The sequence below is a fragment of the Levilactobacillus namurensis DSM 19117 genome (assembly GCF_001434785.1).
Taxonomy (GTDB): Bacteria; Bacillota; Bacilli; order Lactobacillales; family Lactobacillaceae; genus Levilactobacillus; species Levilactobacillus namurensis.
Genome location: NZ_AZDT01000064.1, coordinates 20,324 through 44,303 on the forward strand (window position 1 = coordinate 20,324; position 23,980 = coordinate 44,303).

28 protein-coding genes and 1 tRNA gene are annotated in these 23,980 nt (G+C 52.7%); 18 read left to right on the plus strand and 11 right to left on the minus strand.

Going from position 1 to position 23,980, the window contains the following annotated elements; translation table 11 throughout:
• Positions 1–155 precede the first annotated feature (155 nt).
• Positions 156–737 (plus strand): TetR/AcrR family transcriptional regulator, encoded by a 582-nt coding sequence (locus FD30_RS10100; protein WP_056944922.1) that lies wholly within the window; start codon positions 156–158, stop codon positions 735–737.
• Positions 738–816: 79 nt separating this feature from the next.
• On the opposite strand, the gene FD30_RS10105 is transcribed toward FD30_RS10100, so the two are convergent.
• Positions 817–890: transfer RNA gene (locus FD30_RS10105), tRNA-Arg, on the minus strand.
• A 124-nt stretch (positions 891–1,014) separates the two neighbouring features.
• Between FD30_RS10105 and FD30_RS10110 the strand changes: the two genes are divergently transcribed.
• The 4 genes from FD30_RS10110 (at position 1,015) to FD30_RS11685 (ending at position 2,537) form a co-directional block, all read left to right on the plus strand.
• Positions 1,015–1,326, plus strand: coding sequence for a hypothetical protein (locus tag FD30_RS10110; protein WP_024746637.1), 312 nt, complete (start codon positions 1,015–1,017; stop codon positions 1,324–1,326).
• A 108-nt stretch (positions 1,327–1,434) separates the two neighbouring features.
• Complete coding sequence (locus FD30_RS11680; RefSeq protein WP_170206920.1) at positions 1,435–1,584, plus strand: hypothetical protein; 150 nt, start codon at positions 1,435–1,437, stop codon at positions 1,582–1,584.
• An 88-nt stretch (positions 1,585–1,672) separates the two neighbouring features.
• Positions 1,673–2,368: an NAD(P)H-dependent oxidoreductase gene (locus FD30_RS10115; protein WP_056944923.1), complete on the plus strand. Its 696-nt coding sequence runs from the start codon at positions 1,673–1,675 to the stop codon at positions 2,366–2,368.
• Positions 2,361–2,537 carry a hypothetical protein gene (locus tag FD30_RS11685; protein ID WP_170206923.1) on the plus strand — a complete coding sequence of 59 codons (177 nt, stop codon included), beginning with the start codon at positions 2,361–2,363 and terminating at the stop codon, positions 2,535–2,537. Before FD30_RS10115 ends, FD30_RS11685 begins: the two co-directional genes overlap by 8 nt.
• Positions 2,538–2,855: 318 nt before the next feature.
• On the opposite strand, the gene thiD is transcribed toward FD30_RS11685, so the two are convergent.
• Positions 2,856–3,686 carry a bifunctional hydroxymethylpyrimidine kinase/phosphomethylpyrimidine kinase gene (gene thiD / locus FD30_RS10120; protein WP_056944924.1) on the minus strand — a complete coding sequence of 277 codons (831 nt, stop codon included), beginning with the start codon at positions 3,684–3,686 and terminating at the stop codon, positions 2,856–2,858.
• 286 nt (positions 3,687–3,972) lie between these two features.
• Between thiD and FD30_RS10125 the strand changes: the two genes are divergently transcribed.
• Complete coding sequence (locus FD30_RS10125; protein ID WP_056944925.1) at positions 3,973–4,269, plus strand: hypothetical protein; 297 nt, start codon at positions 3,973–3,975, stop codon at positions 4,267–4,269.
• Between the two features lie 43 nt (positions 4,270–4,312).
• Positions 4,313–5,551 (plus strand): cytosine deaminase, encoded by a 1,239-nt coding sequence (codA, locus tag FD30_RS10130; RefSeq protein WP_056944926.1) that lies wholly within the window; start codon positions 4,313–4,315, stop codon positions 5,549–5,551.
• A gap of 226 nt (positions 5,552–5,777) precedes the next feature.
• On the opposite strand, the gene FD30_RS10135 is transcribed toward codA, so the two are convergent.
• Both FD30_RS10135 and FD30_RS10140 read right to left on the minus strand, forming a co-directional pair.
• Complete coding sequence (locus tag FD30_RS10135; RefSeq protein ID WP_056944927.1) at positions 5,778–6,416, minus strand: LysM peptidoglycan-binding domain-containing protein; 639 nt, start codon at positions 6,414–6,416, stop codon at positions 5,778–5,780.
• Positions 6,417–6,983: 567 nt separating this feature from the next.
• Positions 6,984–7,472, minus strand: coding sequence for a hypothetical protein (locus tag FD30_RS10140; RefSeq protein ID WP_056944928.1), 489 nt, complete (start codon positions 7,470–7,472; stop codon positions 6,984–6,986).
• Positions 7,473–7,753: 281 nt separating this feature from the next.
• Here FD30_RS10140 and FD30_RS10145 point away from each other — a divergent pair, with 281 nt between their 5' ends.
• The 6 genes from FD30_RS10145 (at position 7,754) to FD30_RS10170 (ending at position 13,160) form a co-directional block, all read left to right on the plus strand.
• A complete protein-coding gene (locus FD30_RS10145; protein WP_056944929.1) occupies positions 7,754–8,611 on the plus strand; it encodes a ribonuclease H family protein in 858 nt (285 codons plus the stop codon).
• A gap of 34 nt (positions 8,612–8,645) precedes the next feature.
• The gene (locus tag FD30_RS10150) at positions 8,646–9,146 is read left to right on the plus strand and encodes a VOC family protein (protein ID WP_307724575.1); all 501 of its coding nucleotides are present in this window, start codon (positions 8,646–8,648) and stop codon (positions 9,144–9,146) included.
• Between the two features lie 74 nt (positions 9,147–9,220).
• On the plus strand, positions 9,221–9,838 hold the full coding sequence (locus tag FD30_RS10155; protein WP_056944930.1) for a sugar O-acetyltransferase: 618 nt from the start codon (positions 9,221–9,223) through the stop codon (positions 9,836–9,838).
• 324 nt (positions 9,839–10,162) lie between these two features.
• Positions 10,163–11,743, plus strand: a complete 1,581-nt coding sequence (locus tag FD30_RS10160; protein ID WP_056944931.1) for a BCCT family transporter — start codon at positions 10,163–10,165, stop codon at positions 11,741–11,743.
• Between the two features lie 172 nt (positions 11,744–11,915).
• On the plus strand, positions 11,916–12,374 hold the full coding sequence (locus FD30_RS10165) for a universal stress protein (protein ID WP_056944932.1): 459 nt from the start codon (positions 11,916–11,918) through the stop codon (positions 12,372–12,374).
• Between the two features lie 93 nt (positions 12,375–12,467).
• Complete coding sequence (locus FD30_RS10170) at positions 12,468–13,160, plus strand: HAD-IA family hydrolase (protein ID WP_056944933.1); 693 nt, start codon at positions 12,468–12,470, stop codon at positions 13,158–13,160.
• Here the strand turns inward: FD30_RS10170 and FD30_RS10175 are convergent.
• Positions 13,099–13,491 carry a DUF488 domain-containing protein gene (locus FD30_RS10175; protein WP_056944934.1) on the minus strand — a complete coding sequence of 131 codons (393 nt, stop codon included), beginning with the start codon at positions 13,489–13,491 and terminating at the stop codon, positions 13,099–13,101. The two genes, FD30_RS10170 and FD30_RS10175, sit on opposite strands and share 62 nt — an antisense overlap.
• 74 nt (positions 13,492–13,565) lie before the next feature.
• Between FD30_RS10175 and FD30_RS10180 the strand changes: the two genes are divergently transcribed.
• Positions 13,566–14,195 (plus strand): DNA-3-methyladenine glycosylase, encoded by a 630-nt coding sequence (locus FD30_RS10180; protein ID WP_056944935.1) that lies wholly within the window; start codon positions 13,566–13,568, stop codon positions 14,193–14,195.
• Between the two features lie 117 nt (positions 14,196–14,312).
• On the opposite strand, the gene FD30_RS10185 is transcribed toward FD30_RS10180, so the two are convergent.
• From FD30_RS10185 to FD30_RS11645, 3 genes are all read right to left on the minus strand, one after another.
• The gene (locus FD30_RS10185; RefSeq protein ID WP_056944936.1) at positions 14,313–15,032 is read right to left on the minus strand and encodes a demethylmenaquinone methyltransferase; all 720 of its coding nucleotides are present in this window, start codon (positions 15,030–15,032) and stop codon (positions 14,313–14,315) included.
• A gap of 15 nt (positions 15,033–15,047) precedes the next feature.
• A complete protein-coding gene (gene map / locus FD30_RS10190; protein ID WP_024746656.1) occupies positions 15,048–15,842 on the minus strand; it encodes a type I methionyl aminopeptidase in 795 nt (264 codons plus the stop codon).
• A gap of 171 nt (positions 15,843–16,013) precedes the next feature.
• On the minus strand, positions 16,014–16,187 hold the full coding sequence (locus FD30_RS11645) for an ATP-dependent DNA helicase RecQ (protein ID WP_146155101.1): 174 nt from the start codon (positions 16,185–16,187) through the stop codon (positions 16,014–16,016).
• A 198-nt stretch (positions 16,188–16,385) separates the two neighbouring features.
• Between FD30_RS11645 and FD30_RS10195 the strand changes: the two genes are divergently transcribed.
• Positions 16,386–17,801: an MFS transporter gene (locus FD30_RS10195; protein ID WP_056944937.1), complete on the plus strand. Its 1,416-nt coding sequence runs from the start codon at positions 16,386–16,388 to the stop codon at positions 17,799–17,801.
• Positions 17,802–17,889: 88 nt separating this feature from the next.
• On the opposite strand, the gene FD30_RS10200 is transcribed toward FD30_RS10195, so the two are convergent.
• From FD30_RS10200 to FD30_RS10210, 3 genes are read right to left on the minus strand one after another with little or no spacing between them, the layout of a single operon-like run.
• Positions 17,890–18,711, minus strand: coding sequence for an SDR family NAD(P)-dependent oxidoreductase (locus tag FD30_RS10200; RefSeq protein WP_056944938.1), 822 nt, complete (start codon positions 18,709–18,711; stop codon positions 17,890–17,892).
• A gap of 36 nt (positions 18,712–18,747) precedes the next feature.
• Positions 18,748–19,581 carry a shikimate dehydrogenase gene (locus tag FD30_RS10205; protein ID WP_056944939.1) on the minus strand — a complete coding sequence of 278 codons (834 nt, stop codon included), beginning with the start codon at positions 19,579–19,581 and terminating at the stop codon, positions 18,748–18,750.
• A 3-nt stretch (positions 19,582–19,584) separates the two neighbouring features.
• Complete coding sequence (locus FD30_RS10210; RefSeq protein WP_056944940.1) at positions 19,585–20,814, minus strand: MFS transporter; 1,230 nt, start codon at positions 20,812–20,814, stop codon at positions 19,585–19,587.
• Positions 20,815–20,978: 164 nt separating this feature from the next.
• On the opposite strand from FD30_RS10210, the gene FD30_RS10215 reads away from it, so the two are divergent.
• From FD30_RS10215 to FD30_RS10225, 3 genes are all read left to right on the plus strand, one after another.
• A complete protein-coding gene (locus FD30_RS10215) occupies positions 20,979–21,863 on the plus strand; it encodes a LysR family transcriptional regulator (protein WP_056944941.1) in 885 nt (294 codons plus the stop codon).
• A gap of 71 nt (positions 21,864–21,934) precedes the next feature.
• Entirely contained in the window at positions 21,935–23,659 is a 1,725-nt protein-coding gene (locus FD30_RS10220) for a hypothetical protein (protein ID WP_056944942.1), read from the plus strand.
• A gap of 18 nt (positions 23,660–23,677) precedes the next feature.
• On the plus strand, positions 23,678–23,920 hold the full coding sequence (locus FD30_RS10225) for a hypothetical protein (protein ID WP_056944943.1): 243 nt from the start codon (positions 23,678–23,680) through the stop codon (positions 23,918–23,920).
• Positions 23,921–23,980 lie beyond the last annotated feature (60 nt).

A 23,980-nucleotide genomic window follows, 5' to 3' on the forward strand; every position in this document is an offset into this window, starting at 1 on the left:
ATCCCTCCTTAAGTTTTAGAATGATTCTCAACTAGAGTATACCAAATTTAGCTTAAAAAGAAAGCGCTTAATTCAGGAAAGCAGATTCTAAGGACTCGAAGGAAAGCTATGGTAGAATTGAGCCAACGAAGCAGTATGAAAGGGCACGATGGATAATGGAAACCAATCAAACAACTGATGAACGGATCCTCGCAGCGTTTTCGGCACTGATCTTAAAGTACGGTTACCAAGGCGCCACGACCCGCAAAATTGCGGCAACGGCGGGTATTAACGAAAGCACGGTCTTTCGGCACTATCAAGACAAGCACAGTATTTTAACGGAACTCGTGGCCACGTATCTGCAGGATATCGACCAGATCGACGCGACGTTCTGTCCCACTGGCGATATTGAGGTGGATCTGCAACACATTGCGGACCTCTATGCGACTTTCGTCCGGAACCACCAGGCGGTCTTCTTGTTAGGGTTACGGGATGCTTACCGCTTTCCGGAAATTAGTCACGCGGTCAAGCAGTTACCGATGCGCTTAAAGGATCGATTAACGGCATCTTTTCAGGAGATGGTGCGGATTGGCGAAATTAACGCCCGGGTGGACGTCAAGCACGAAGTCAGCAACTTTATCCTGATCAATTATGGGAACGTGGTGTTCAACGCGATTTATCCGCATGATGATATGGGCGTCCCCACGGCGCAGTTCGTAGCTGAAAACGTGAAGACGTTTGCCCAGCACTTAAAGTAACGATGGGGGTTAGCGGAATGGCCCATCAAAAAAGCAGGCTTACCAAGGGATTGGCAAGCCTGCTTTAAAGTTTAAATGATGTCGCAAGAGAGGTTCGAACCCTCGACCTACGGTTTAGAAGACCGTTGCTCTATCCAGCTGAGCTATTGCGACAGCATAACAACTCTTTCATTATAAAGAAGCACTGGGGCCGTGTCAATCGCGTTTCGCCCGAGTTGACGGGGATGGCTGGATTCGGTACAGTAGTGATAATGTTAACTTAAGGAGGGCGTTACTTGTGACCTTTATTCATATCGGCGCCGAAGTCGTGGTCTTTTTTGCGGCGATTACGCTGATCTATTACTTTTTCCAGATCACCCAGGCACTGGGGGAGCGGAAACAGAACATTAAGTACTTAATCATTGCCGCTGTGGTCTTATTTGTGGCGTACCCCGTCTCCAATCTTTCGGGAAAGAAGAACGTGAGCCCCACCACACAAGTCTCTAACCAGGTGAAGAAGGCCCAAAAGCACCATCAGTCTAAGAAAGAGTCCGCTAAAAAGGCTTCTAAGCAGGAGTCACAGAAGCAGCAGTCGGGTGAGAATCACTAAAAGTAAGGATTTTTCAAAGCTTTGGCAAAAGTTAGTGGTTTTCGCTTGCAATATTCCTGTAACATTAAGATAATGTAATTGTAACTTGATGTAACGGGGGGATTTCAGATGACTGCTATTTTTGTGATTTTATTGATTATCGTATTCGCCGGACTGGGGCAATTATATCTTGATAACCGGGAAAATTTCCGCAAAAAGAGTAAGCACCTGGCGACGCACGATCGATTCAGCAATAATTCGAACCAACGTTTCAGTTAATTTTGCGCCCGCTGGCAGTTGTCAGCGGGTTTTTTGGACCCAAAGTGATACAGTAAGGGGCAACAAGGTAAAAAAGGAGTGATGGCCGATGACCACTTTGATTCTGGTGGCCCATCCGCAACTAGCCGATTCGACAAGCCAACAATTTTTTAAAGCCAGCTTACCGCCAGAGGCGTCCATCGTCTGGGAACACCTAGACGCACAGGAAAACTTTGACGTGGCGCAAGAGCAAGCCCAGCTCCGCCAAGCTGATCGTATCATTCTTCAGTTTCCACTCTATTGGTACGCAGCTCCGGCCAGCCTAAAGGCGTGGGAGGATACCGTATTGACCCGCAGCTTCGTCTACGGGGATCATCGTTACCCCTTAGCTGATAAGGAATTAGGGGTGGTCGTGACCACGGGCATGCCGGCCAAAGCCTTTCAACGGGGCGGCGCGGAAGGGCTAACGCTCGATGCAAGCCTGGCGCCGCTAGCGGCGGTGGCCCAGCGTGCTCATATACGGTGGCTGCCCACGTTTGCCGTGCATCAATTCGGCTACTTAACGGAGACGCAGAAATTACAGTTAGTGGTCGATTACCAGCGGTATCTGACCCAGCCACAACCGGATAGCCTGACGAACCGCCAGGCCTGGTTCGCCCAACGTCTCGAACAAATGGTGGCGAAGTTGCCGGCGGACCAGCAAGCAACTGGCCGGCTGATTGCGACGACTTTTGACCAGTCGCGTGCCGATTTGGACCAGTTGGCCGATACGTTAGCGATGATTAAGGAGACCGAAGATGACTAATGACGCATGGCTTCATCAACAAATTCAGGATTTGGCACAACGCCAACCCCAGTTCACCGACCGGGCCTTTTGGGTCGCGTTGGACCAGATGGTTGCTGAGCAGGCCCAACGACGCGACCAGTTACAGGGGGAAATCGATGGTCGAACTTGGCGACCGGATCGGTGGTAATTGGCCCCAGCGACCGCAAAGAGCCCGGGACTAGATGTCCCGGGCTCTTTCTCACGTTTAGTTGAGGGGCAGACTGTGCGCATCACCCGCCTTGCCGGTTGGGCCTGAAGAGGCTGGCGTGTGGTGGGCACGACGTAAGCCCTGAAAGTGCCAGGTCTTCAAGCTCGGCCTTGGGGTAAGAAGCTCAAAACGCTGATTAACCCCAACGACACCACTGAGCCTCTTCAGTGCCAGATAGGCCGCTGTCAGTTAAAAAAGCTTTGTAAAACTGTTTGAGTTTTACAGAGCTCATCTTAGGATGTTTGGCTGAACGATCTGTTATTCTGGCAGGTCATCGTAATCACGGTTTTGAGCAGCCCAGTGATTGATGGGGCCGAACTTGTGGCCCACTTCGATGGGGTGGCCGATAGCCGTGTTCACGAAGGACTTGGCCAGCGTAATAGCTTGGCGCATTGGCGTACCCTTGGCCAGTTCCGCGGTGATGCAAGCGGAGAGCGAGTCCCCGGTTCCGTTGACCCGGTCCGTGGCGTGGTAGGGTTGACTGAGCCAGAAGTGGTCGCCGTTGGCCAGGAGCACCAGGTCGCGGACAGTGGTCTGGTTGGGTAGAGCGTGACTGCCCTTAGCAATGATGTTTTTGGCCCCCATGCGTTGCATATTCTGCGCGGCGGTAACCATATCCGCGTCACTAGTGATGGTCATTTCGGCGATCTTTTGGACTTCAAAGAAGTTCGGCGTCAAGACGGTTGCTAGTGGGAGAAGCTTGGTGCGCAGGGTCTCGAAGGCACTCTCTTCCAAAAGCTGGTTCCCGTGCTTGGTCATGATCACGGGGTCGACTACCAGGGGCCCAAAATCGTGCGCTTGATAGTTCTGGACCACGTCTTCGATCAACTCGGAGTCGGCCAGCATCCCGGTCTTGGACGCCCGAATCTGGTAGTCGTCCGCTAGGTCTTTGAACTCTTGATCAATAAAGTCGGTCGGCATGGGCACACTCGCGTGAATCCCGTAAGAATTGCCGGCCACGCACGCGGTGATCACGGACGCCCCGTAGACCCCGCGGGTGAAAAAGGTATGCAAATCAGCCTGCATGCCGGCACTTCCATCGCTGTCGGACCCGGCGATGGTCAGTGCTTGTGGAAACGTATTTGTCATTTCATCAACCTCCAGATCCCCGCCACATCTGGGTGGTGGGATGATTACAGTAACTTTAGCTGGACCAGCGACGTGGGTCACTGGCTTTCTCTCCCCTGAAGCTCAGGTTGAAACCATTAACGTTAAGGATAGCATGGACGCGCTGAAAATACGACCAGACAGCTTAAAGATTGGTCGAAAAGTTCAGGGGAGCGACGATTAGTAGCTAGGGGTGGCGGATGGTTCAAAAAACACTTAAAATCAGACATTAATTGAGTTGAAGGTTCCCGTAAAGAAGGCGAGAAAGATGACGAAGCAACAGCGGCACGGTCTTATCTGGGGCGGTATCGGTGTGATTTTTAGCGCGTATGCGTTAGTGGGATCCTTCAGTTGGGCCTATCGGTTAATTCCGTACCAACCGGTAAATTTATCGCTCGGCTTGGTGGGATGTGTGATAAGCTTAATTGGAATCGTGCGGACAGCCCGCCAAGCGACGGGATGGTCGACGGCCTGGCTGGTGTTGGCCTTTTGGTTGGCATTGGTTGGGGCGGCGGTCGACGGTCTCTTGTTGTGGTTTGGCCAAACGGTGACGGGATTCTATTGAATCCGGCGCGAATTAAAAATATTACGGGAGGTATTATTGGCGCATGTTAATTCAACAAGGATTTATCGAGAACGCGACGAAGCCGCAAGATATTCGGATCGAGGATGGTCAGTTTACGGCGATTGCTGACCACCTGACCCCTAAGGATCACGAAGAGGTCATCGATGCGACGGGAAAATTGATCTTACCACCGTTCGTTGATCCCCACGTTCACTTGGACAGTACCATGACAGCGGGAGATCCCGAGTGGAACCAGTCTGGTACTTTGTTTGACGGGATTCGCATCTGGGGTGAACGGAAGAAGACGCTGAGTCACCAAGATGTTAAGGAACGGGCGCACAAGGCTCTGGCTTTACAAGCTAGTCACGGGATTCAGTTCGTCCGGTCCCACGTGGACGTCACGGACCCCAACCTCACGGCTTTAAAGGCGTTACTGGAAGTGCGAGATGAGGTCAAGGGTTTCATCGAGTTACAATTAGTAGCCTTCCCACAAGACGGCATTCTCTCCTTCCCCCACGGGAAAGAGCTGATGGAAGAAGCCGCTAAGATGGGGGTTGACGTGATTGGGGCCATTCCTCACTTTGAATTCACCCGAGAATACAGTGTGGAGTCCTTACACTTTGCCGTGGACCTCGCCGAGAAATACGGGAAGTTAGTGGATGCTCACTGTGATGAGATCGACGATCCGGCTTCCCGTGGCTTGGAAACGTTGGCCACGCTGGCTTACGAGACGGGCTTGGGCGACAAGGTCACGGCAAGTCATACCACGGCGATGGGGTCTTACAATAACGCGTACGCCTACAAGCTGATGCGCTTATTGAAGTTATCCCACATCAACATGATTTCTAACCCGTTGATCAACACCCACTTAGGGGGCCGGTTCGACACGTATCCTAAGCGGCGTGGCTTGACCCGGGTCAAAGAATTGAACGAAGCGGGCGTCAACGTGGCGTTCGGTGAAGACGACATCAAGGATCCTTGGTACCCAATGGGCGACGGGAATATGCTGGATGCGCTACATACCGGGATTCACGTGACCCAGATGATGGGGTACGATGATATCTTGAATTCGTACCAGTTCGTCACCACTCATGGGGCTAAGGCTATGCACGTGACCGACCACTACGGGATTGCTACGGGCAAGCCAGCTAACTTGGTCATCATGAATAACAACAACTTCTACAACGCGTTGAATGAACGCTCCGAAGTGCTGTACTCAATTCACCAGGGTCGAATCGTTGAGAAGACGGACCCCAAGCAGGTTCACTTGAACTTAGATTAAAGGCAGTTAACGCCCAAAACGCACTCGACCATAAGTTGGTCGGGTGCGTTTTTTGGACCATCAAGAAAGTGAATCTGGCTACCTTGGAGCGCCGGGTTCAGAACCGAATCGTTATCGTCAAGAACAAACCAAGTCTAGGTGGTCTGTTCCAGGTACAATAAAAGCGCAGAGGCCGAAGCCCCTGCGCTTTTATCTCAACTGTTCAGGTTGGTGTTGGGCGTTAGCTTTAACCTAAAGCCCAAGCTTGCATCCCTTGTGCCTTGTACAGGCTAACGGCAGCGTTCACTTGGTCCTCAACGGAACCGCCGGAGATGTGCATGTTTTGGAATAATCCGTAGGCACCACTCGTGGAGTTTACCACGTTAGCTTGCCAGTTGGATTCACGTTGGATGATGGCGTTCCAAGTTGAAGCGGAAACACCAGTCCGGGAAGCCATTTGGCTCAATACGTAGCTCTTCATGTTGCTCCCAGTGTAGCTAGAGTTGGATGAAGAAGTCGACGTTGAAGCAGCTTGGTTGTTGTTAGTCGTTGCTGCTTGTTGCGTGTTTGATGATGCTTGTTGGTTGTAAGTCGTCGTGGCTTGCGTGTTGGCCGTTTGTTGTTGCGTTGCGGCTTGCGAAGTCGTAGTAGTTGACGTGCCATCAGGAATCGTCAATTGTTGACCAGGTAAGATCAAGTGGCCTTGGATGTTGTTGGCATGTTCGATCGCGTTAATGGTTGAGTTGTACTTTTGGGAAATAGCCCAAACAGAGTCACCGGACTTAACCGTGTAGGTGGTAGCGGCGTCTGCGCTAACAGTGCCAGCGAAGAATAAACCTAAGGCAGCAGCTGAAGTTGCAAGAATCGTAGTTACTAATTTTTTCAAATATATACACTCCTATAGTAAAATCGGTCGGTCTCTCAATAAGTTGCGTTGTTCGTGTTGCGCTCTCAAACAACAAGACAGAGTTTAGCGGATAAGTATTACTAAGGAGTATCGGCAACTTTAAGAAAATAATGCAGAATGGCCTGTTAGTTAACAACTCTGTAATATTTGTAATATTATTGACCAATTTTGAAAGGGGGTTCGGCCCCTGTCTGGCTGGTCAAGCGGTATGATAATTGACTAGTTCGGGATGTTAAATTTATTACTGAATTAACTAGTCCTGCAATCTGATTTCAAAAAAATTAACCGCGAGTTTGATGATTTTGGGGCTGATTTTTCCCTAAAAATCCTCATTTTTCCTGCTTTAGTGGGTGGCTGGCGACAAAAAAAGGAAAGGTTAGGGGGCACAATCGTGGTGCACCTTTCCAATACTATAGTAATAATGATGATCAATTTTACGGCGAAACGGGCGGCCAACCCAGGTGGCACAAGGCTTTTTGGGAACTAAAGAAGCGACCAGTTAGGTGGTCGCGGGGAAACAAAAAGCGCTGAGGAGCCGCCTCAACGCTACTTCTTAGGATGTTTAACTTTTTGAACAGCGGCAACGGTCGCTGGTTTGGCCTTCTTCTTGGCGGGTTCCGCAACGGCTTTGTGCAAGTCTTTGTGTTGGGCCCGTAGTTGCGCCTTCAACTCTTCGATTTCGTCTAGGTGCTTGGTCTTCCATTCTTGGTAGGAACTGGTGGAGTCCGTATCGTTGGGCTTCAACCCGGTGTTCAACCAGAAGCAGGCCTCCGATAGACTGGAAAAGTTGTGAATCCACAGAGTCTGACCATTATCGGAATCAAAGGCCACGTAGGAACGGAAGTGCTTCTTCAAGAAGGTGTGGCGCCGAATCTTGAAGGCCTCACGCTTACGGGTCAGCCGATAGTCGGGGAGAATGTACTGACCGGAGCGGGCTAGGGATGGAAATGGTTCACTGCGTTGGTCACGCTGATCTTTCAACATGGCCCGCGCTTGATCGACGGTGATAAGTGATGCACGAATCGGATTCTTCATTAAAATTGGGCCTCCTAAAAATATGACAAGGTTAACGGTTTTTGAGCGCTACGGACAGACATCTCTACCTACTAGATTAGCATAATCCGTATATTATGAAAATGATTTCAGTCCGCAAATTAGGCTTTTTTAAACATCACGGGGCGAGCGGTTTAGCAAGGAAAGCTAACCAAGAAAGCCCCAGATGGTAACGTCTTCACGAATTTGGTAATACGCAATTTCGCCGATAAGCGGGTAAAGTATGGTAAACTAGCAAAGATTAGGTGAAAGTGGGTGTTCATTTGGCACAAAAATTCTATGCCGTGCGTGTGGGCCGGCACCCCGGGATTTATCGGACCTGGCCGGAGACCCAAAAGCAAGTCAGCGGGTTCCCGGGCGCGCAGTATAAGAGCTTTCCGACCGCTGATGCGGCCCAGGCCTTTATGACCGGACAGGCACCAGCGCGACAGGCTAAGGCGACGCGGACAACGGCAGCCACCCCGCAACGACCGGCCGAGATTACCGTCTACACGGATGGTGGTTCGCGGAATACCGGGAATGTGGCGGGCGGCCACGTGCGCGACAGCGATAAGGCTGCCTGGGCCTACCGGATTGAGTTACCCGAACAAGTCGTGACCGATTCGGGTGGCGAATGGGGTGCCAGCAATAACCGGATGGAAATCATGGCGTTTTTACGAGCCCTAGAGACCTTGAAACGGCTAGGCAAGACGCAGGCCACCATTCAGTTTGTGTTGGATTCCCGGTACGTTTTGAACGCGATTACCCAGAACTGGTTAGCCGGGTGGAAACGGCGGGGCTGGAAGCGCAGTGCGGGCCCCTTAGCGAACGCGGAGCTATGGCGCGACGTCGACGGGCTGTTAGCTCAGTTTCCCCAGCTAACGTTTAATTGGACCAAGGGGCACGCGACCAATCAGGGTAACGTGTTCGTGGACCACCTTTTGAATACCACCATGGACCAGATGCAAGCGGGACACGCCGTACCGCCACAGACAACGGCTGGTGCGGCGCCAACTCGTACAGCGTCCCCCAAGACCACCCAGCATGCGACTGCGGAGCCGGCCAGTCAAGCCACGATTGACCGTTCCGTTGCCGCGATTCGGCAGATTCTTCGTGACGCCGGCTTGCCGGATGATCAGTGAGTTAAAATAATGACTAAGTAGTGAGGTAGCAGTGATGCAAGCAAAAATGATTCCCTATCTGGAATTTGAGAACGCCAAGGAGGCCTTGGCCTATTACCAAGGCGTCTTCGGTGCGACCAACGTTTACCGTGTCAGTCCCACCGCGGATGAGGCGGAGCAGTATGGCCTAGAACCAGATGTTGATCTCGACCAATTGACCATGATTGGTGGCTTTCAGATTCTAGGCCTCGACGTTCAGTGTGCCGATGCCTTAATGGGTCGGCCCACCTCGTCAACTTTAATCTCATTGATGATTCAAGTTGATGAGGATGATTCCGAGGCGGTTAAGGCCTTGACGGGGCTGTACCAGCGATTGGTGAAGTCTGACGTTAAGGTGATCAGCCCGTTTACCACCCAACGACAGGGGGGGCAAGATGGGGCAGATCGTCGACGCCTACGGAATTACCTGGATCTTGCGCGAAGGGGCCAATCCGGCCACGGAGACTGCTACCCAAGATTAATCAAGATAATCAGCGTTTCTGGAGTTCGTCACTAGTGGCGATTCCGGGGGCGCTTTTTTGATACGGTGAAGAAAGTGGTATGATAGCCCTCAGAGGAGTGATTGATGTTATGGCAACAGAACGTGAGAAGATGTCAGCTGGCCAGCCCTATAATCAGTTTGATGCGGAGTTGATCAGTCGACGTGTAGCGGTACGGAAACACCTACGAGCCGTGAACCAACTAGACGATAACGCCCAACGGAATGGGGGTTACCGGAAGCTGATCACCGATACTGGTGATGACTTCTTTGTCGAAGCCGGCTTCAAATTCGATTATGGGTGGAATATCCATATCGGAGACCACTTTTATGGCAACTACGACATGACTTTCTTGGATACCTGTCCCATCACTATCGGGGCCCACTGTTACTTTGGCCCCAACATTGGCTTGTACACGCCAGTCCATCCGTTGAACGCGATGGCCCGGTTAGCGGATGTTGAGATGGGGGCGCCCATCACGATTGGCGACAATGCCTGGCTGGGTGGTCGGGTGACGATTCTCCCCGGTGTGACGTTGGGCAATAACGTGGTCGTCGGTGCAGGTTCCGTCGTGACCAAGTCGTTCGGCGATAACGTCGTGATTGCCGGGAACCCTGCCCGGGTGATCAAGACCATTGATAACGGGGCTAGTGGGGATGCTGCGGCTAAGCAACGGTGGCCGCAATTGAATCAGTCGTCACTGGATTAATTGCCCACAACTAAAATTCTCATCAAATTCTTAGATTCCTAACAACATAGGGATTGAAAACGGTTTACTTTCAGCAGATTTTTCTTATCTATCCGCAAGATTTTACTAATCAGTGGAACTGCGTATAATGAACTGTGGATATTGCTTCGCAGGAACGCAGCCATTGTGGCTGTTAACCGGTTAGCGCTGGACTTCGTGGGACAACCCGTGTTCGGCGCTTTTTGTGTATCTTGAGGCGTGACGTCCGCTGACAGGTGACTGTCAGGAATCAAATGAGGAGGATTTACAATTTTAGCGCGTAAAAATATTGATAAGTTAGTCTTCGTGCCAACTTTCGTGTTATTCGTGATTGCATCCATCGTCTTTATTTTGGGCGGCGGTCAGTTGCAAAACACCCTGAGCACCATTCTTTCTTGGATTGATACCAAGATGGCTTGGGCTTACCTGTTGGTCTACGTTATCAACTTTCTGTTCTTTATGTATCTCGCTTTTGGTAAGTTTGGAAAAGTGAAGTTAGGTGATCCGGAAGACAAGCCCCATTACAGTAGTTTTCAATGGGGGAGCATGGTCTTCGCGACGGCGATCGATGCCAGTATCTTGATGCTGTCGATCGTTGATCCGCTCCGGTATCTCCAACACCCCGCTTTTGGGTTAAAACCCTTTTCCAGTGCGGCCTACGGGGCTGCGCATATGTACGGACAATTCAACTGGGGGCCCATGGCGTGGATGATGTTCGCGCCGGCTACGATTGCGATTGCCTACGTGTTGTACGTCAAGCACGGTAAAGTTCAACGGGTCAGTGCCGCCATCACCAGTTTGCAAGGTGACAGTCGCGGTAAGCGGATTGCCCGGCGAGTGATCGACTTCCTGGTGGTCTTCGGGATCATGGGCGGAATCGGGTCATCCGTAGGGATGGAAATCCCAATTATCTCCAAGGTCTTAAGCAGTTTGACCGGTATCCAAGATAATATGGCCCTCAAGATTGAGCTATTTTTGGTTTTATTTATTCTTTTTGCGGTCACGGTCTTCCATGGATTAAATGGTGGAATCGACCGCTTGAGTGCCGCCCATATCTGGACGGCCTTAGGGTTGTTGGCTCTGATCCTGGTGGTCGGACCAACCGTTTACATCTTGAATTCAGAAACGAATAGTTTGGGCTTAATGGCACAAAAGTTCATTTCGATGTCCACCAACACGTTACCGAACGGTGGGGATTCGACCGCTCAGCAGGAAACGATTTTCTACTGGGGCTGGTGGTTGTCTTACATGCCCGTCATGGGACTGTTCATCGCCCGGATCTCTAAGGGCCGGACCATTAAGCAGGTCTTAGTCGGCATGTTGACCTATGGGACCCTAGGGTGCATGAGCTTCTACGCCATCTTCGGGGGTTACTCCCTGTGGTTACAACGGACCGGGGCAGTCAACCTGGTTCACATCTTGAATACGCAGGGTCAAGCCGCCGTGGTTGCCACGGTGATTGGCACGTTGCCCTTTAAGATGATCGTGTTGGCACTGTATTGTATCTCGTGCTTCATCTTCTTGGCCACGACGATTTCGTCGTCCGCGTTCATCGTGTCGTCCTTTACCAGTCTGCACTTGGACGACGGTGAACAGCCAAGTCGCTGGAACCGGATGATCTGGGTCGTGGTCTTCATCTTCTTCTCCTTTGGGATCGTGATGGTCGGCGGCTTCAAGACCGTGCAGACGGTCTCGACGATTGCCGGCTTCCCGCTGATGTTGGTCTGCTTGTTACTCTTGCATTCCATCTGGCACTTGTTGACCGCCAAAGACAAGGTGGTCGCCCCAGTGGTTGTACCGAAGCCGGTCGTGATGCGCCGGATTACGGTTGAATTACCACGGGCAGTGCGGGGACCAATGATTTTATCACCAGATCACGCACGTTAAGTCATGAAAATAACGTAAGGCCGGGGCAATTGCCCCGGCCTTTTTGGAACTAGCAGGTCGTGTCCGAATCCATGAATGGCCGCCCTTAACCGTTAGGCGGAGGGTTGCGTTCACCCCATGACTTGTTATAATGAAGACCAGCAAGCAGCTCTCCAGGAGGGGATTGAATTTTATGGCAGATGAAAATTACCGACCACTGTTTTTCCACCGGATCTTAATCACGATTGATGAAGATGACCGGCCGTCAACTGCGCGGGCCTTTCGCTTCGCGCTGACCATGGCTCGTGATTACGGGGCCGAACTCGGCATCACGTCCGTGTTGGAGAACAATGATATCAGTATCTACGAATCCTTAATGCCCGCTAAGCTGAACCAGAAGCGAACGGAGCTTCAGAATATCGTGAAGGAATACGCTGACAAGGCCAAAGAATTCGGCGTTGAAAGTGTTCGAGCCATCGTTAGTGAAGGCGGCGACGTCGACGATGTGATCTTACAGCAGATTGTACCGGACTTTCAGCCGGATCTGATTGTCTGTGGGGCCGACGTGGACTTTGCGAGTCATGGTAAACCAGGGGCGATTGGGCTACGGTTAGCCCGTAAGTCCGACGTTTCCGTGATTGTGATTCGATAGTTGTGAAAAAGGCTTTCCTGGTCAGTGACCGGGAAAGCCTTTTTGGCGGTGGTATAATGAAAACATCCTAAGAAAGATTGTGGGGGCGGTCGTATGCAACTAGAAAAGGTTCAAGGGTTTTTGTTCGATCTACACGGGGTCATCGCAGATTCGTGGCAGTACCACTTGGCCTCGTGGCGGACGATTGCCGAAGAACTGGCGATTCCGTGGACGCCGGCGTTAGCGCAAGCGTTGCCCGGCATGAGCCGGCAAGCCTCCCTAGAAACGATTCTGGCTTCGGCTCAGGAAAGCGGGCGGCTCTTGCCGGACGAGTTCAAGGCGGTGACCGACCATGAGAACGCCCTGTACCGTCAATACGTGGCGGCCATGACGCCAGCCAATCGCTTACCGGGGATTACCGCGTTCTTGGACCAGCTGGTCGCGGCGGGCTATCCGCTGGCTCTAGCCTCGGCGTCGACCAACGCACGGGCCGAAATTGAACGGTTGGGGCTGCAGGATTACTTCTCCCGAATTGTGCCGGCGGAAAGCTTAGCCGCGGCGAAGCCCGCTCCCGACGTTTACCTAGCCGCCGCTCAGCTCCTAGATGCGGATCCACGCGCCTGCGTGGCGCTAGAAGACACCCTGACGGGGGTGGCGGCTGCGAAGGCGGCCGGCTGCATCACGATTGGCCTCAACCGTGACCCGTTACCAGCCGCGGATGCGCAATTAAGCAGTACCGCCGAGCTTAGTCTTGCAACCGTGCAGCGGGTACTTGGTCGGCTAACGCGGTCAACAGAAACGCTTTAAGAATCACCGCTTGATTATGGGTTTCATCCTTGGCGCCGTATAATAAGATGACGTCTTGGGTAGCCAATTGCGTTTTAAGCAGGGTCAAAAAGTCGGGGAGAGCCGGGTTGGCCTTGATTTCGGCTAAGTACCGGGTCTTGAACTCTGGGAACTTTTCGGGGTCGTGATTGAACCATTTACGTAGTTCCGTGGTTGGCCCCATTTCTTTTTCCCAGCTATCCAGGTGGGCGTTGACTTTGGAAATGCCCCGGGGCCATAAGCGGTCAACTAAGACCCGGTAGCCTTTAAGGTCAGCGGGCTTGGTGTAGATTCGTTCGAGTTTTAATGCCATAACGCTATCATCTCCTGTTTCCCATTCTAGCAGGGTGGGGAGATGGTGCCAAATTAAAGTGAGGGATTTTTTAAATGACTGAAGAGATTGGGGCGTTCTACACGGGACGACCAACGGAGCAGATTGCCCAGGAGTTGCTGGGCCACGAATTGGTGTATACCACACCGGCTGGAACCATGAGTGGGTGGATCGTGGAGACCGAGGCCTACCTTGGCCAGCAGGATACCGCGGCCCACGCGTTCAACGGCCGACACACGGCAGCCAACGCGGCGCTCTATGATGCGCCGGGGACGATTTACATCTACGTTCTGCGCGGGTTCTACATGTTCGATGTGGCGACGCAGGCAGCGGGGACCCCGCAAGGAATCTTGATTCGCGGCATCGAACCGCACCAGGGTCTAGACTTGATGCGACAACATCGCGATAAGCCGGATCCGGCAATCACTAATGGGCCGGGGAAATTGATGGCGGCTTTAGGAATTCAGAGTAAGGCCCTCAACCGGACCATGCTGGGCGCCAAGAACTTGACGATTACGCCCACGATGACCCGTCGGCCTAAGCAGATTACGGCGACCGCTCGGGTCGGGGTCAGTGATGGCAGCTGGCACGACCGACCGTTGCGTTACCTGGTGGCGGGCAATCCCTATGTGTCGGCCAGTCGGAAACGTGACTGGGACCGGGAACACCACGGGTGGCAAGCTTAGGGACTAGCCGTTGGCTTGCGGGTATCCAGCCAATCCGACATAAAATTCAGAAAATCAAAGAGCCGTTTTCCAAATGGGGTTTCACTTGGAAAACGGCTCTTTCGTTTGTTCAAAATCTTAGTAGGGTTTCCGGCCAAAGTGGGCCGCCGCCGCACCCAGGTTAAATCGCTCGAAGTGCACGGCGGTTAATCCCGCGGCGGTAAACATGGCGGCGAGTTGTTCAGCCGACACGAATTGGTGCGTGGTCCGTTGCAGGTAATTGTACGCCTGATAATGGTGGGCCACCACGCGGCCCATCAAGGGAACCAGGTGACCGAAGTATAGTTGCCAGCCCGCGTGAACCACGGGATTCGTGGGTTGCGAAGTCTCCAGGCAGACCACCTGACCGCCGGGCTTGACCACCCGCACCATCTCGGACAGAACTTGTTGGGCGTCCGGGACGTTGCGTAGGCCGAAGCCGATGGTGACCACGTCGAAGGTGTTGTCGGGATAGTTGAGGTGCATCGCATCACCTTGATGTAACGCGATTTGCCCCTGCAAATGAGTTGCCCGGACTTTCTGGTCCGCCACGGCTAACATCTCTTGACTGAGGTCTAAGCCGACCACGTGGCCAGCCGGTCCGGCCGCTTGGGACAAAGCAATCGTCCAGTCGCCAGTGCCGCAACACAGGTCCAAGGCAAAGCTACCGGGGGACACCTGCATGGCGTCCATGACCCGGCGACGCCAGAGCTGGTGGGTCCCTAGGCTGATCAGGCGGTTCATCTGGTCATACTGCGGGGCAATGTGGTCAAAGAGCTGAGCGACCGTTTTTTCCGGAGTGCGATTGGTCAGAGACATGGCAAACCCTCCTCACTAGAGCAGATACTTGGCGTCGAATTCTGGGTCCTGCGAGGTCAAAATCTTGGGACCGTCCTTGGTGATGACCAGGGTGTGTTCGTATTGGCAAGACAGGGAGCCATCAGCGGAGACGTAGTATTCCCACGACTTGTCCGCCGTTGGCTTCGACTTGATCTCCCAGGTACCCAGGTTGACCATGGGTTCGATGGTGATGGTCATGCCTTCGCGTAACCGCAGGCCATGACCGGCTTCACCGTAGTGGGGCACGTTAGGCTGTTCGTGCATGGTCGGGCCGATGCCGTGGCCAATCAATTCGCGCACGTCGCCCATGTGGTTCTGGACTTCGACGTAGTCTTGAATGGCGTGGCCGATGTCACCGATGCGGTTGCCCACCACGGCTTGGTCGATTCCCAAATACAGGGCCTTGTGGGTCACGTCCATCAGGTGTTGGGCTTCGGGACTGATATTCCCCACAGCGTAGGCCCAGCAAGAGTCACTTTCGAAGCCGTCGAGGTTGACGGTCATGTCGACCTTGACCACGTCGCCGTTCTTTAGGAGCAGGTTGTGCCGGGGAATGGCGTGGGCCACTTCGTCGTTAACGCTGACGCAGGTCGCATACTTGTAACCTTCAAAACCCTTTTCAGAGGGGCGGGCACCGTGTTCTTCGATGTACTTGTTGGCGAATTCTTCGATTTCCCAGCTTGAGATACCGGGCTTGATGATCTTCCGGAGACCTTTATGGACGCCAGCTAAAACGGCGCCGGATTCGGCCATTTTTTCAATTTCACGAGGTGATTTAATGGTTATCAACGTGGTTCCTCCTTCAAAGTTCTTACATAACTAATTTACACCTAAATGACTTAGACGGCGAATGGTCTGGTTGAATTTATCAGATTCGGGGGCTAAAGTTCCCCAAGTCAGTCGTCTCGACCGTCGTGGGTAAAAGAAAAGACCGAACACCGGGGATGTTCAGTCTGACCCTTAAGGCTTGAGCTTGGTAATCTTGCCAGCATCGATCTGTTTTAAGATGTGCTTGGCTTCTTCGATTCGGGAATCACACAGGAAGCGCATGGAACTATTGTGGTCCGCTTCCGCCTGCTTCATCTGGTCGGTCAGAAACTCAATTTCATCCTTTAAATACGCGACTAAATCCATGATTTGCCCCCATCTTTGTTAGTGTTACGAACGGCCTGCAAGCGACCGTTGGCGTTAGATTCATTGTACCAGAGATTGCGTGATAAGTAACTTGATTGGTGCGGGGCCAATGTGTTTACAGCTTGCTTAAAAAGCGGTAGCATGGATACCAGTTAAGAATGTTTCTAAATGGGAGAGATATTTGAGGGAGTGGATTAGATGAACGAACAATCAGTCGACTTACAGGGTCGACCATACCATCGGATGGCGTTTATTTGGACCTTACTAGCGGGGACCTTCACCATGTCGATCAGTCAATCGTCACTGTCAACGGCTTATCCCACGTTGATGAAGTACTTTGGCGTTCCCGCCTCAACGATCCAATGGTTGACCACCGGGTTCATGTTGGTGATGGTGGTCATGATGCCGGTTAGTCCGTGGCTGTTGAATAATTTACGTTTTCCGGTGCTATTTATCAGTATGCTGGCCTTATTCGATGTCGGGACGTTTATTATTTACTTAGCCACGAGTTTCCCCATGATGATGGTCGGCCGGGTCATGGAAGCCATGGCCGTCGGGGTCATGTTCCCGTCGTATCAATCCGTGATGCTACAGATCACGCCGGAGGCAAAACGGGGTGGCGTGATGGGTCTCGCCGGGCTGGTCATGGGGTCCGCGTTAGCCGTGGGACCAATCATCTCGGGGATCGTGTTGCGCTACACCACCTGGCAGGGACTGTTCGTGGTCTTCATGGCCATTATTACGGTCGTGTTCTTGGTGGCCTGGAAGACCATTAAGAACGTGATGCCGCAAAAGACGTCGCGCCTGGATTACCTGTCCGTGATCGGAAGCCTAGGTTTCATTGGGATTCTCTATGTCGTCAACCAGATCGGTAAGACGGGGGTCAACTGGGGCCTAGAAGGCGCAATCTTAGTAGTCAGCGTCCTTCTAGTGGCTTACTTTGTTTGGCGGCAATTCCACGTGGCGGAACCGCTCTTGGAGTTACGGGTCCTTAAGACGTTTAACTTTGACTTAGCTGCACTCTTAACGGGGACGTCGTACATCGCGTTGATCGTGGTCACGATTATCTTCCCGTTGTACTACCAGACGGTGCTGGGCCTATCGCCCTTTGCGTCCGGAATGTCGCTGGTTCCCGGGGCCGTTCTCTTAAGCCTGTTGAACCCGTTAACGGGGCGGTTGGCGGATAAGATTGGCTTCAAGGCCACCATGCTCACCGGGATGGGCATGATCGTCCTAGGCTGGGCGCTACTGGCCGGAATTGGCGGGAAGCAGCCACTAGTCATCATGATTCTGATTGCTGCACTGATTGAAGGCGGGAACGCCTTCGTGATGATGCCAGCGGTCACGTTAGGGGCCAACTCCTTGCCGGATCATCTGATTCCCCACGGAACAGCCGTGATTACCACGGTCCGGCAAATTGCCGGGTCTACCGGGGTTGCGGTGGCCACGTTGATTTTGGCCATGGTGACCCAGAGTCATCTGTCCTTGGGTAGCATGTCTGCTCGGTTAGCCGGGTATCGGGCCGTCTTCATCACGTTTTTAGCCGTGTCCATTGTCGGCTTTATCTTTGCGGCGATGTTACGGGATGGTCGGAAGACCAAGTCTCAAGCTTAAACTTCTTAAACCTTTAATTACGCAAAATCACCACTAAGCGCTTGTCTGTGCTTAGTGGTGATTTTTAAGTTCTGATGATACATCGAAATCAGTGGGTCTCCGCAAAACCGCGCCGGCCGCCGGGCTTAGGAATCTGGTTCTGCATCATCACGCTGAAACCACCGTCGATAGCCAGACTCGTGGCGTTCACGTAACTGGACCGGTCACTAGCTAGGAATAAGATGGCGTTGGCGATATCATCCGTGGTGCCAATGCGCTTGCTGGCGGTCAGGGCCTTTCGCCCGTTTTCTACGGCCGGGTCGGCGTAGAAGGCTGCGGACATCGGTGTCTTGACCAGGCAAGGTTCGAGGACGTTGCTCCGGATGCCGAACATCCCCCATTCAGCGGCGACCTGCTTGGAGAGCATGTTCACCCCAGCCTTACTGGTACTGTAAGCACCGCTGTAAGTTTCGGGGATGTCGCTGGCCACCGTTGAGATATGGACGAAGGTGCCGTGTTTTTGCTGGATCATCAGTTTACCGAACTCATGGGTGATGAGGTAGTAGCCGTTGAGGTTCACGTCTAAGACTTGTTTCCAAGTCGCGTAGTCGAGGTCTTCGAGGGGGTCGAACTTAAGGATGCCGGCCGTATTGATGACCACGTCGACCCGGCCAAAGGTGGCTTGGACTTGTTGAACGGCTTGTTGGACGCTACTTTCCTTGGTGACGTCACAATTGATCGCCAGTGCGGCGATGTGGTCGTCGTTCATCAACTTGGTGACCAGTTCGGCCGTTTTGTCGGGGTCTTGATCCAACGCGACCACGGTAGCTTGGTGGGCGGCGAGGGCTTCACAGATTTTGGCCCCCATTCCCCCAATAGCCCCGGTAACCACGCAGACCTTATCTTTTAATTCCAGCCAATCAGCTGTCATTTTAGAGAACTTCCTTTCTGATTTATGATTCGTAACTTAAGGCATCGGCACGCCGGTCCAGAGCTTAAAGGCGGCGGCTCCTTGATTATGGAGCATGCCTTGTCCGTTGATGATGTGGGCGACCTGAGCGTGTTGGGCCACAGTCATTAGCTTGGTCGTGGCGGGAGCGTAGACGGTATCGAAGACGGTCATGTTCGGGTGGAACCAGGTGGGGTCATCGACTAGCGTCTGGTCGATCAACTTCCCCATGCCTAGGCCGGTCGCGTCCGCGTAAATGTCCGATTCAGCGATGGCGGCTTGGAATTGGTCCCGGTCTTCTAGTGGGTAGAAGGTGGCGTGACAGGTCGTCTGATCGTTAATGACCTGGACGATGTGTTTTGCGTTGGCGACGGAGGGGTCGTTGATATTGAAGACGTTGAGGGTCTGGACCCCGGTTAGAGCTGCTTGGATGGCAATGGGGGTCCCCGCACCGCCAATCCCAGCTAGAGTCATGGTCGTGCCGGTCAAGTCAACCTGATTGTCGGCCAATGAATCTACGAAGCCGATACCGTCGGTGGTGTAGCCGGTTAAGCTGCCATCGTGGTTGACGATGGTGTTGACAGCACCCACTAATTTCGCCGTCTGATCAAGATGGTCGAGGAGCGGAATCACAGCCTGTTTGAAGGGCATGGAGACACTGGCGCCTAACATCTTGAAAGCGCGGATGGCTTGGACGGCAGCGGCCAATTGGTCGGGTTCCACATCGAAGGCCAAGAAGCGTGCGTTGAGTTTTGCCGCATCAAAAGCGGTGTTGTGCAGGGCTGGTGATTTAGAATGACCAGCCGGGTGAGCGATGAGGCCCACTAATTTAGTATGTCCATCAATTTCCATAAGTTAATGACCTCCATTTTCAGTGTGTCGACCAATTCCTTGATGCATCAGGTAAAGGTCGATTAGGATACCGACCACCGCAACACCGATTGCGACCAGATAGGAGCCGTAATAGGCGTGCGCGCCGGCGTTGGCGTGCATGGTGAGCGTGGCAATCTGTGGACCAATCAGCGCCCCAATGGCGTAGCCAAAGAACATGATGCCGTAATTGGTCCCAGAGAACTTAGCGCCAAAGGTTTTACCAGTCAGGGTCGGGAAGACCACCAAGACCCCGCCGAAGGATGCGCCTAGGATGATCAGAAAGACCGTGAACAGGGCGATTCCGGTAGCCAAACGCAGTCCCGCTAGACCGATGATGGTTAGGCAGAGGATGAGGAAGAGGGTCTTGGTCTCGCCTAAATGGTCAACGGCCCGACCGGTAATCATACGGCCAAAGAAGTTGGCTAAGGTGTTGACCACCACGAAGTTAGCCGCCACGATGGGGGTCAGCGCTAACTGGACTTGAGCAATCGCTGAGAGGGACCCAATCAACATGATGCCGGCCGTGCACGCGATAGCGAACAACGCGAGAAGTAACCAGAAGGTTAGGGACCGCATCATTTCTTTAGGGGATTTCCCGGTCTGTGCGGGTTCGGCCGTGGTTGTGGTTGGCGTCTCGGGTGAAGCCATCAACCAGCCGACTAACCAGACTAAGACTAAGTAAGTGGCGCCAATTGGCATGAGACCAGCGGCGCCCATAGTGGCACAGAGCCAGGCGCCGGCTTTGGCTAAGACCAGTGGTCCTAAGGAAGCGGCTCCGAGGAGTAATCCGGAAATCGTTCCCCGTTTTTCGGGAAACCACTTCAAGGTGGTCAGCAAAGCGGGGTTATAGAGTAGCCCGTTCCCGGTTCCCGCTAGGATACCGATGGAAAAATACAGAAACCAGAGACTGTGGGCGAAGGCCCCCAGGAACCATCCCAGACCAAAGATGGCACCGCCGACGTACATGAGTTTTTTAGGGGAAGAGTGGTCGATGATCCGACCGGAAATAATACCAAAAGCGGCCATAAAGAATTGATAAATGGTCAAGGTCAGGGCAACTTGGGAAGCCGTTGCGCCAGTGGCTTGAACCAGAGTATTGGCGAAGACCGAAAAGGCGGCCGAAGCCGAGCAACAGAAGATGATGATAAACGCTGCGGTAAAGACTAAGCGCCGTTGTCCGGAGACTTGAGTCGGGAGATGAGTTGTTTCCATTAAAATGCACCACCTAATTGAATTGACAAGATTTATTCCAATGAGAAAGCGCTCTCTTCACAGATTATGGTAGGCTAGACTTAAGCTAAAAACCAATACCGATTTGGAAACATCTATAGCCTGAAGCTATCAGTGGTCGAAAAGCCAATAGGGGGGATCCACCCGTGAATTTAAACCAATTACGTTATTTTGTCTGTATCGGTCAGCTGGAGAATTACACCCAAGCCGCCGCAAGGTTACACGTGAGTCAGCCGAGTCTTAGTAAAGCTATGGCACGGCTGGAAGAAGAATTACAACTGGTCTTGTTTCGTAAGCAGGGGCGGCACGTGACCCTGACGGCGACGGGACAACAGCTGTTAAAGGTGGTAACCCAAAGCCTGCATGGGTTAGACACGGGGATTGCTGACTTGCAAGCTCAACAGGCCCACCAACCGATTACGCTTCGGGTGGGGTGTATTCCCACCGTGATTGGGACCTACTTACCCCGGGTTTTACATCAGTTTGAAGAACAACGGACCGGTCAGGTGCGCTTCGAGCTCCACAGCGTCCCTAGTGAAGCCGTTCAGCAGGGGTTGCAGGCGGGAACCTATGATTTGGGGATTGCGGCGATCGACAAGCACCGTTCGGGATACCACGACCTCCCCCTCTTAAAGCAAGCCTTCATCGTGATTGTGGCGCCCAATCATCCATTGGCCCAAAAAACGACGGTGACCTTAGCAGATCTAGCGTCTCAGCACGTGTTGACGTACGACCCCCAACTTTTGATTGGTCAGAAGGTCCAGCGAATCTTAGCGGAAGCTGACTTACCCCACCCCTTAGATGTCACGGCGGTGTATCCCGATGAATTGTCGATTGCGGGGATGGTGCAAGCCTCTCAAGATGTGGGATTGGTGGCCGATACATTATATTTGGCAGCTTTTGATGTGAAGAAGTTAGCGGTCACGATTCCGGCTGATTTACGGGTCATCTCGGCCAGTTATCGGACCGATAATCCCCACCGAGAAGTGCTCCGGGACCTGTTTACACTTTTCCAGCAGTCAACGCCGTGAGAAGTCGCTTTCATCTGACGACGAAATGGGCTAAAATCATGACAAGGAAACGATAAGAGAGGGGCTTTTCTATGACAGAACCAGCAGCAATTGATTTACCAGCGTTTTACGCGAACCCAGACCGAAATGTTGCCGTGTTGAATTATAATGCACGGTTTATCACGAGTATCTTTGACCTGGTCAATAGCGATGAGCTGGCTGCATTTATCAAACTTTTCTTGGATGAACAACAGACGCGAGTTCCCGAAGACGCCGATCCCGCTACCACCTTTAACCGGGTCGACGCGACGACCTATGTCGCAACGTTAAAGGGAATCTTGACCAATCAGCCCAACGTCTATGACCGTTATCCGGCTGCTGAGATTCTGGCTAGTATCGAAGACTTGTACTCGTACTACCGGTCCTATCTCCGGGTGGCCACGATGTCGACACAACATAACGACGTGGTCTCAGCCGAGTTCATGACCATCGACCAGCACTTCAACGAGTTAGTGATTCGGCTGTACCGGACAATCGAAGAGAAGCTGCAAGGCCACGCCAACCACGTTTACCGGCAGACCAGTGCCGCTTCGAGCGCCTGTGTCCTCTTGCAAAAGTTAGCTTGGCCGATGCCAGCGGGGTATGAAGCGTTAGGCAATATTCGCTTCTTGACCCGCTTGATGTTGCGGCCACCAATGATGTTGCACACCAAGAGTAATAAACGTAAGGGGCGTTTCACGGCCAGTCAGGTCAACCCGCTGACCAACTTTACCGGGGATGCGCGTGACTGGTACTGCTACCCCGCTAAGATTGGGACCAGCTTGGCTTACCTGTACTTCCACCGGGACTACCTGGCTTCGGGGTTAGCTTTAGCCAACTTGTTCCAGCTAGCTGATGAGTCTGAAGTAACCGGGCAAAAACCGGACCTGATTCTGCTGTTCGGGTCTCCTAGTGCACAAGGCGATACCGATCCCGAGAACGGGCATTATTACTACGATGCCGCTAACCAGTTATACGTGGGTCAGGTTCCGTACAACGACCAGACCACGTACTTCGGATACATGAAGAAGATTTGCCTGACGTTGCACAACCTGCACCAGATCGACCAAGGGCGCTTGCCGATTCACGGGTCCATGGTCAAGATTACCTTTGCTAACGGGGTGGAGAAGACGGTGGTCTTCTTCGGCGACTCCGGAGCGGGGAAGTCGGAATCCATCGAGGCCTTACAGACGGTGGCTGACGAAAAGATTGCCAATATTGAAACGATTTTTGATGACATGGGCAGCTTCACGTTACAGCCGGGCGGCCAAGGCATCTATGCGCAAGGCACTGAAACGGGGGCCTTCGTTCGGTTGGATGATTTGAGTAGTGAAGTGGCCTTTAATAACATGGACCGGGGGATCTACATGAACCCGGAACAGAAGAACGCACGGGTCATCATCCCGGCCAACACCTGGAAACGGGTCGTGGCCCATCACGAGATCGATATGTGGGTCTACGCGAACAACTACGATGACGCGGTGGGTATTCACCGGTTCACGGACCAAGCCGCAGCCAAGGCAACGTTCATTGCCGGCAAGCGTAAGGCATTGGGAACCACGGATGAAGTGGGGATGAGTACCACCTTCTTCGCCAACCCGTTTGGCCCCGTTCAAGAAGAAGCGGCGACCCGGCCAATCATTGATGCGGTCTTTGACCAACTCTTTAAGGACCAAGTCTATGTAGGAGAAATCTACACACATTTAGGCAACGACAAGTCCCAAGACAAGTTGAATGAGTCGGCCAAGGAACTCTTAGATGTCTTGATGAACCACTAGTAAAAAGGGGGGCGCGCCATGGCTTACCTATCGACCCAAGATCAAGATTTGATTTTGCATATTCTTTTGCAGATCGACGACCCGGCCTACTTGGCCCATTTTCAAGATCCTAGTACGGAAGAGGCTTGGCTACAAGCCAATGAAGCGTTTATCCAGCACGACTTACAACGCTTCTTTCCCGCGACCATCGACACCGCAGATCCGGAGACCTGGCGCTATATTCGGGGCCAGCTCCTGCACGTGGCGGAGCGTGGTCATTAACGATTTTAGTCATTAGTAAACATAAAGGCATAGAAGTTACCTGTGAAGGTGCTTCCATGC

Excerpts from the sequence above, each read along its gene's own strand:
- FD30_RS10100 (WP_056944922.1), top strand. The coding sequence starts at position 156 with ATGGAAACCAATCAAACAACTGATGAACGGATCCTCGCAGCGTTTTCG.
- FD30_RS11680 (WP_170206920.1), top strand. The coding sequence starts at position 1,435 with ATGACTGCTATTTTTGTGATTTTATTGATTATCGTATTCGCCGGACTG.
- FD30_RS10115 (WP_056944923.1), top strand. The coding sequence starts at position 1,673 with ATGACCACTTTGATTCTGGTGGCCCATCCGCAACTAGCCGATTCGACA.
- FD30_RS11685 (WP_170206923.1), top strand. The coding sequence starts at position 2,361 with ATGACTAATGACGCATGGCTTCATCAACAAATTCAGGATTTGGCACAA.
- thiD (WP_056944924.1), bottom strand. The coding sequence starts at position 3,686 with ATGACAAATACGTTTCCACAAGCACTGACCATCGCCGGGTCCGACAGC.
- FD30_RS10125 (WP_056944925.1), top strand. The coding sequence starts at position 3,973 with ATGACGAAGCAACAGCGGCACGGTCTTATCTGGGGCGGTATCGGTGTG.
- codA (WP_056944926.1), top strand. The coding sequence starts at position 4,313 with ATGTTAATTCAACAAGGATTTATCGAGAACGCGACGAAGCCGCAAGAT.
- FD30_RS10140 (WP_056944928.1), bottom strand. The coding sequence starts at position 7,472 with ATGAAGAATCCGATTCGTGCATCACTTATCACCGTCGATCAAGCGCGG.
- FD30_RS10150 (WP_307724575.1), top strand. The coding sequence starts at position 8,646 with ATGCAAGCAAAAATGATTCCCTATCTGGAATTTGAGAACGCCAAGGAG.
- FD30_RS10155 (WP_056944930.1), top strand. The coding sequence starts at position 9,221 with ATGGCAACAGAACGTGAGAAGATGTCAGCTGGCCAGCCCTATAATCAG.
- FD30_RS10165 (WP_056944932.1), top strand. The coding sequence starts at position 11,916 with ATGGCAGATGAAAATTACCGACCACTGTTTTTCCACCGGATCTTAATC.
- FD30_RS10170 (WP_056944933.1), top strand. The coding sequence starts at position 12,468 with ATGCAACTAGAAAAGGTTCAAGGGTTTTTGTTCGATCTACACGGGGTC.
- FD30_RS10175 (WP_056944934.1), bottom strand. The coding sequence starts at position 13,491 with ATGGCATTAAAACTCGAACGAATCTACACCAAGCCCGCTGACCTTAAA.
- FD30_RS10180 (WP_056944935.1), top strand. The coding sequence starts at position 13,566 with ATGACTGAAGAGATTGGGGCGTTCTACACGGGACGACCAACGGAGCAG.
- FD30_RS10185 (WP_056944936.1), bottom strand. The coding sequence starts at position 15,032 with ATGTCTCTGACCAATCGCACTCCGGAAAAAACGGTCGCTCAGCTCTTT.
- FD30_RS11645 (WP_146155101.1), bottom strand. The coding sequence starts at position 16,187 with ATGGATTTAGTCGCGTATTTAAAGGATGAAATTGAGTTTCTGACCGAC.
- FD30_RS10195 (WP_056944937.1), top strand. The coding sequence starts at position 16,386 with ATGAACGAACAATCAGTCGACTTACAGGGTCGACCATACCATCGGATG.
- FD30_RS10200 (WP_056944938.1), bottom strand. The coding sequence starts at position 18,711 with ATGACAGCTGATTGGCTGGAATTAAAAGATAAGGTCTGCGTGGTTACC.
- FD30_RS10205 (WP_056944939.1), bottom strand. The coding sequence starts at position 19,581 with ATGGAAATTGATGGACATACTAAATTAGTGGGCCTCATCGCTCACCCG.
- FD30_RS10210 (WP_056944940.1), bottom strand. The coding sequence starts at position 20,814 with ATGGAAACAACTCATCTCCCGACTCAAGTCTCCGGACAACGGCGCTTA.
- FD30_RS10220 (WP_056944942.1), top strand. The coding sequence starts at position 21,935 with ATGACAGAACCAGCAGCAATTGATTTACCAGCGTTTTACGCGAACCCA.
- FD30_RS10225 (WP_056944943.1), top strand. The coding sequence starts at position 23,678 with ATGGCTTACCTATCGACCCAAGATCAAGATTTGATTTTGCATATTCTT.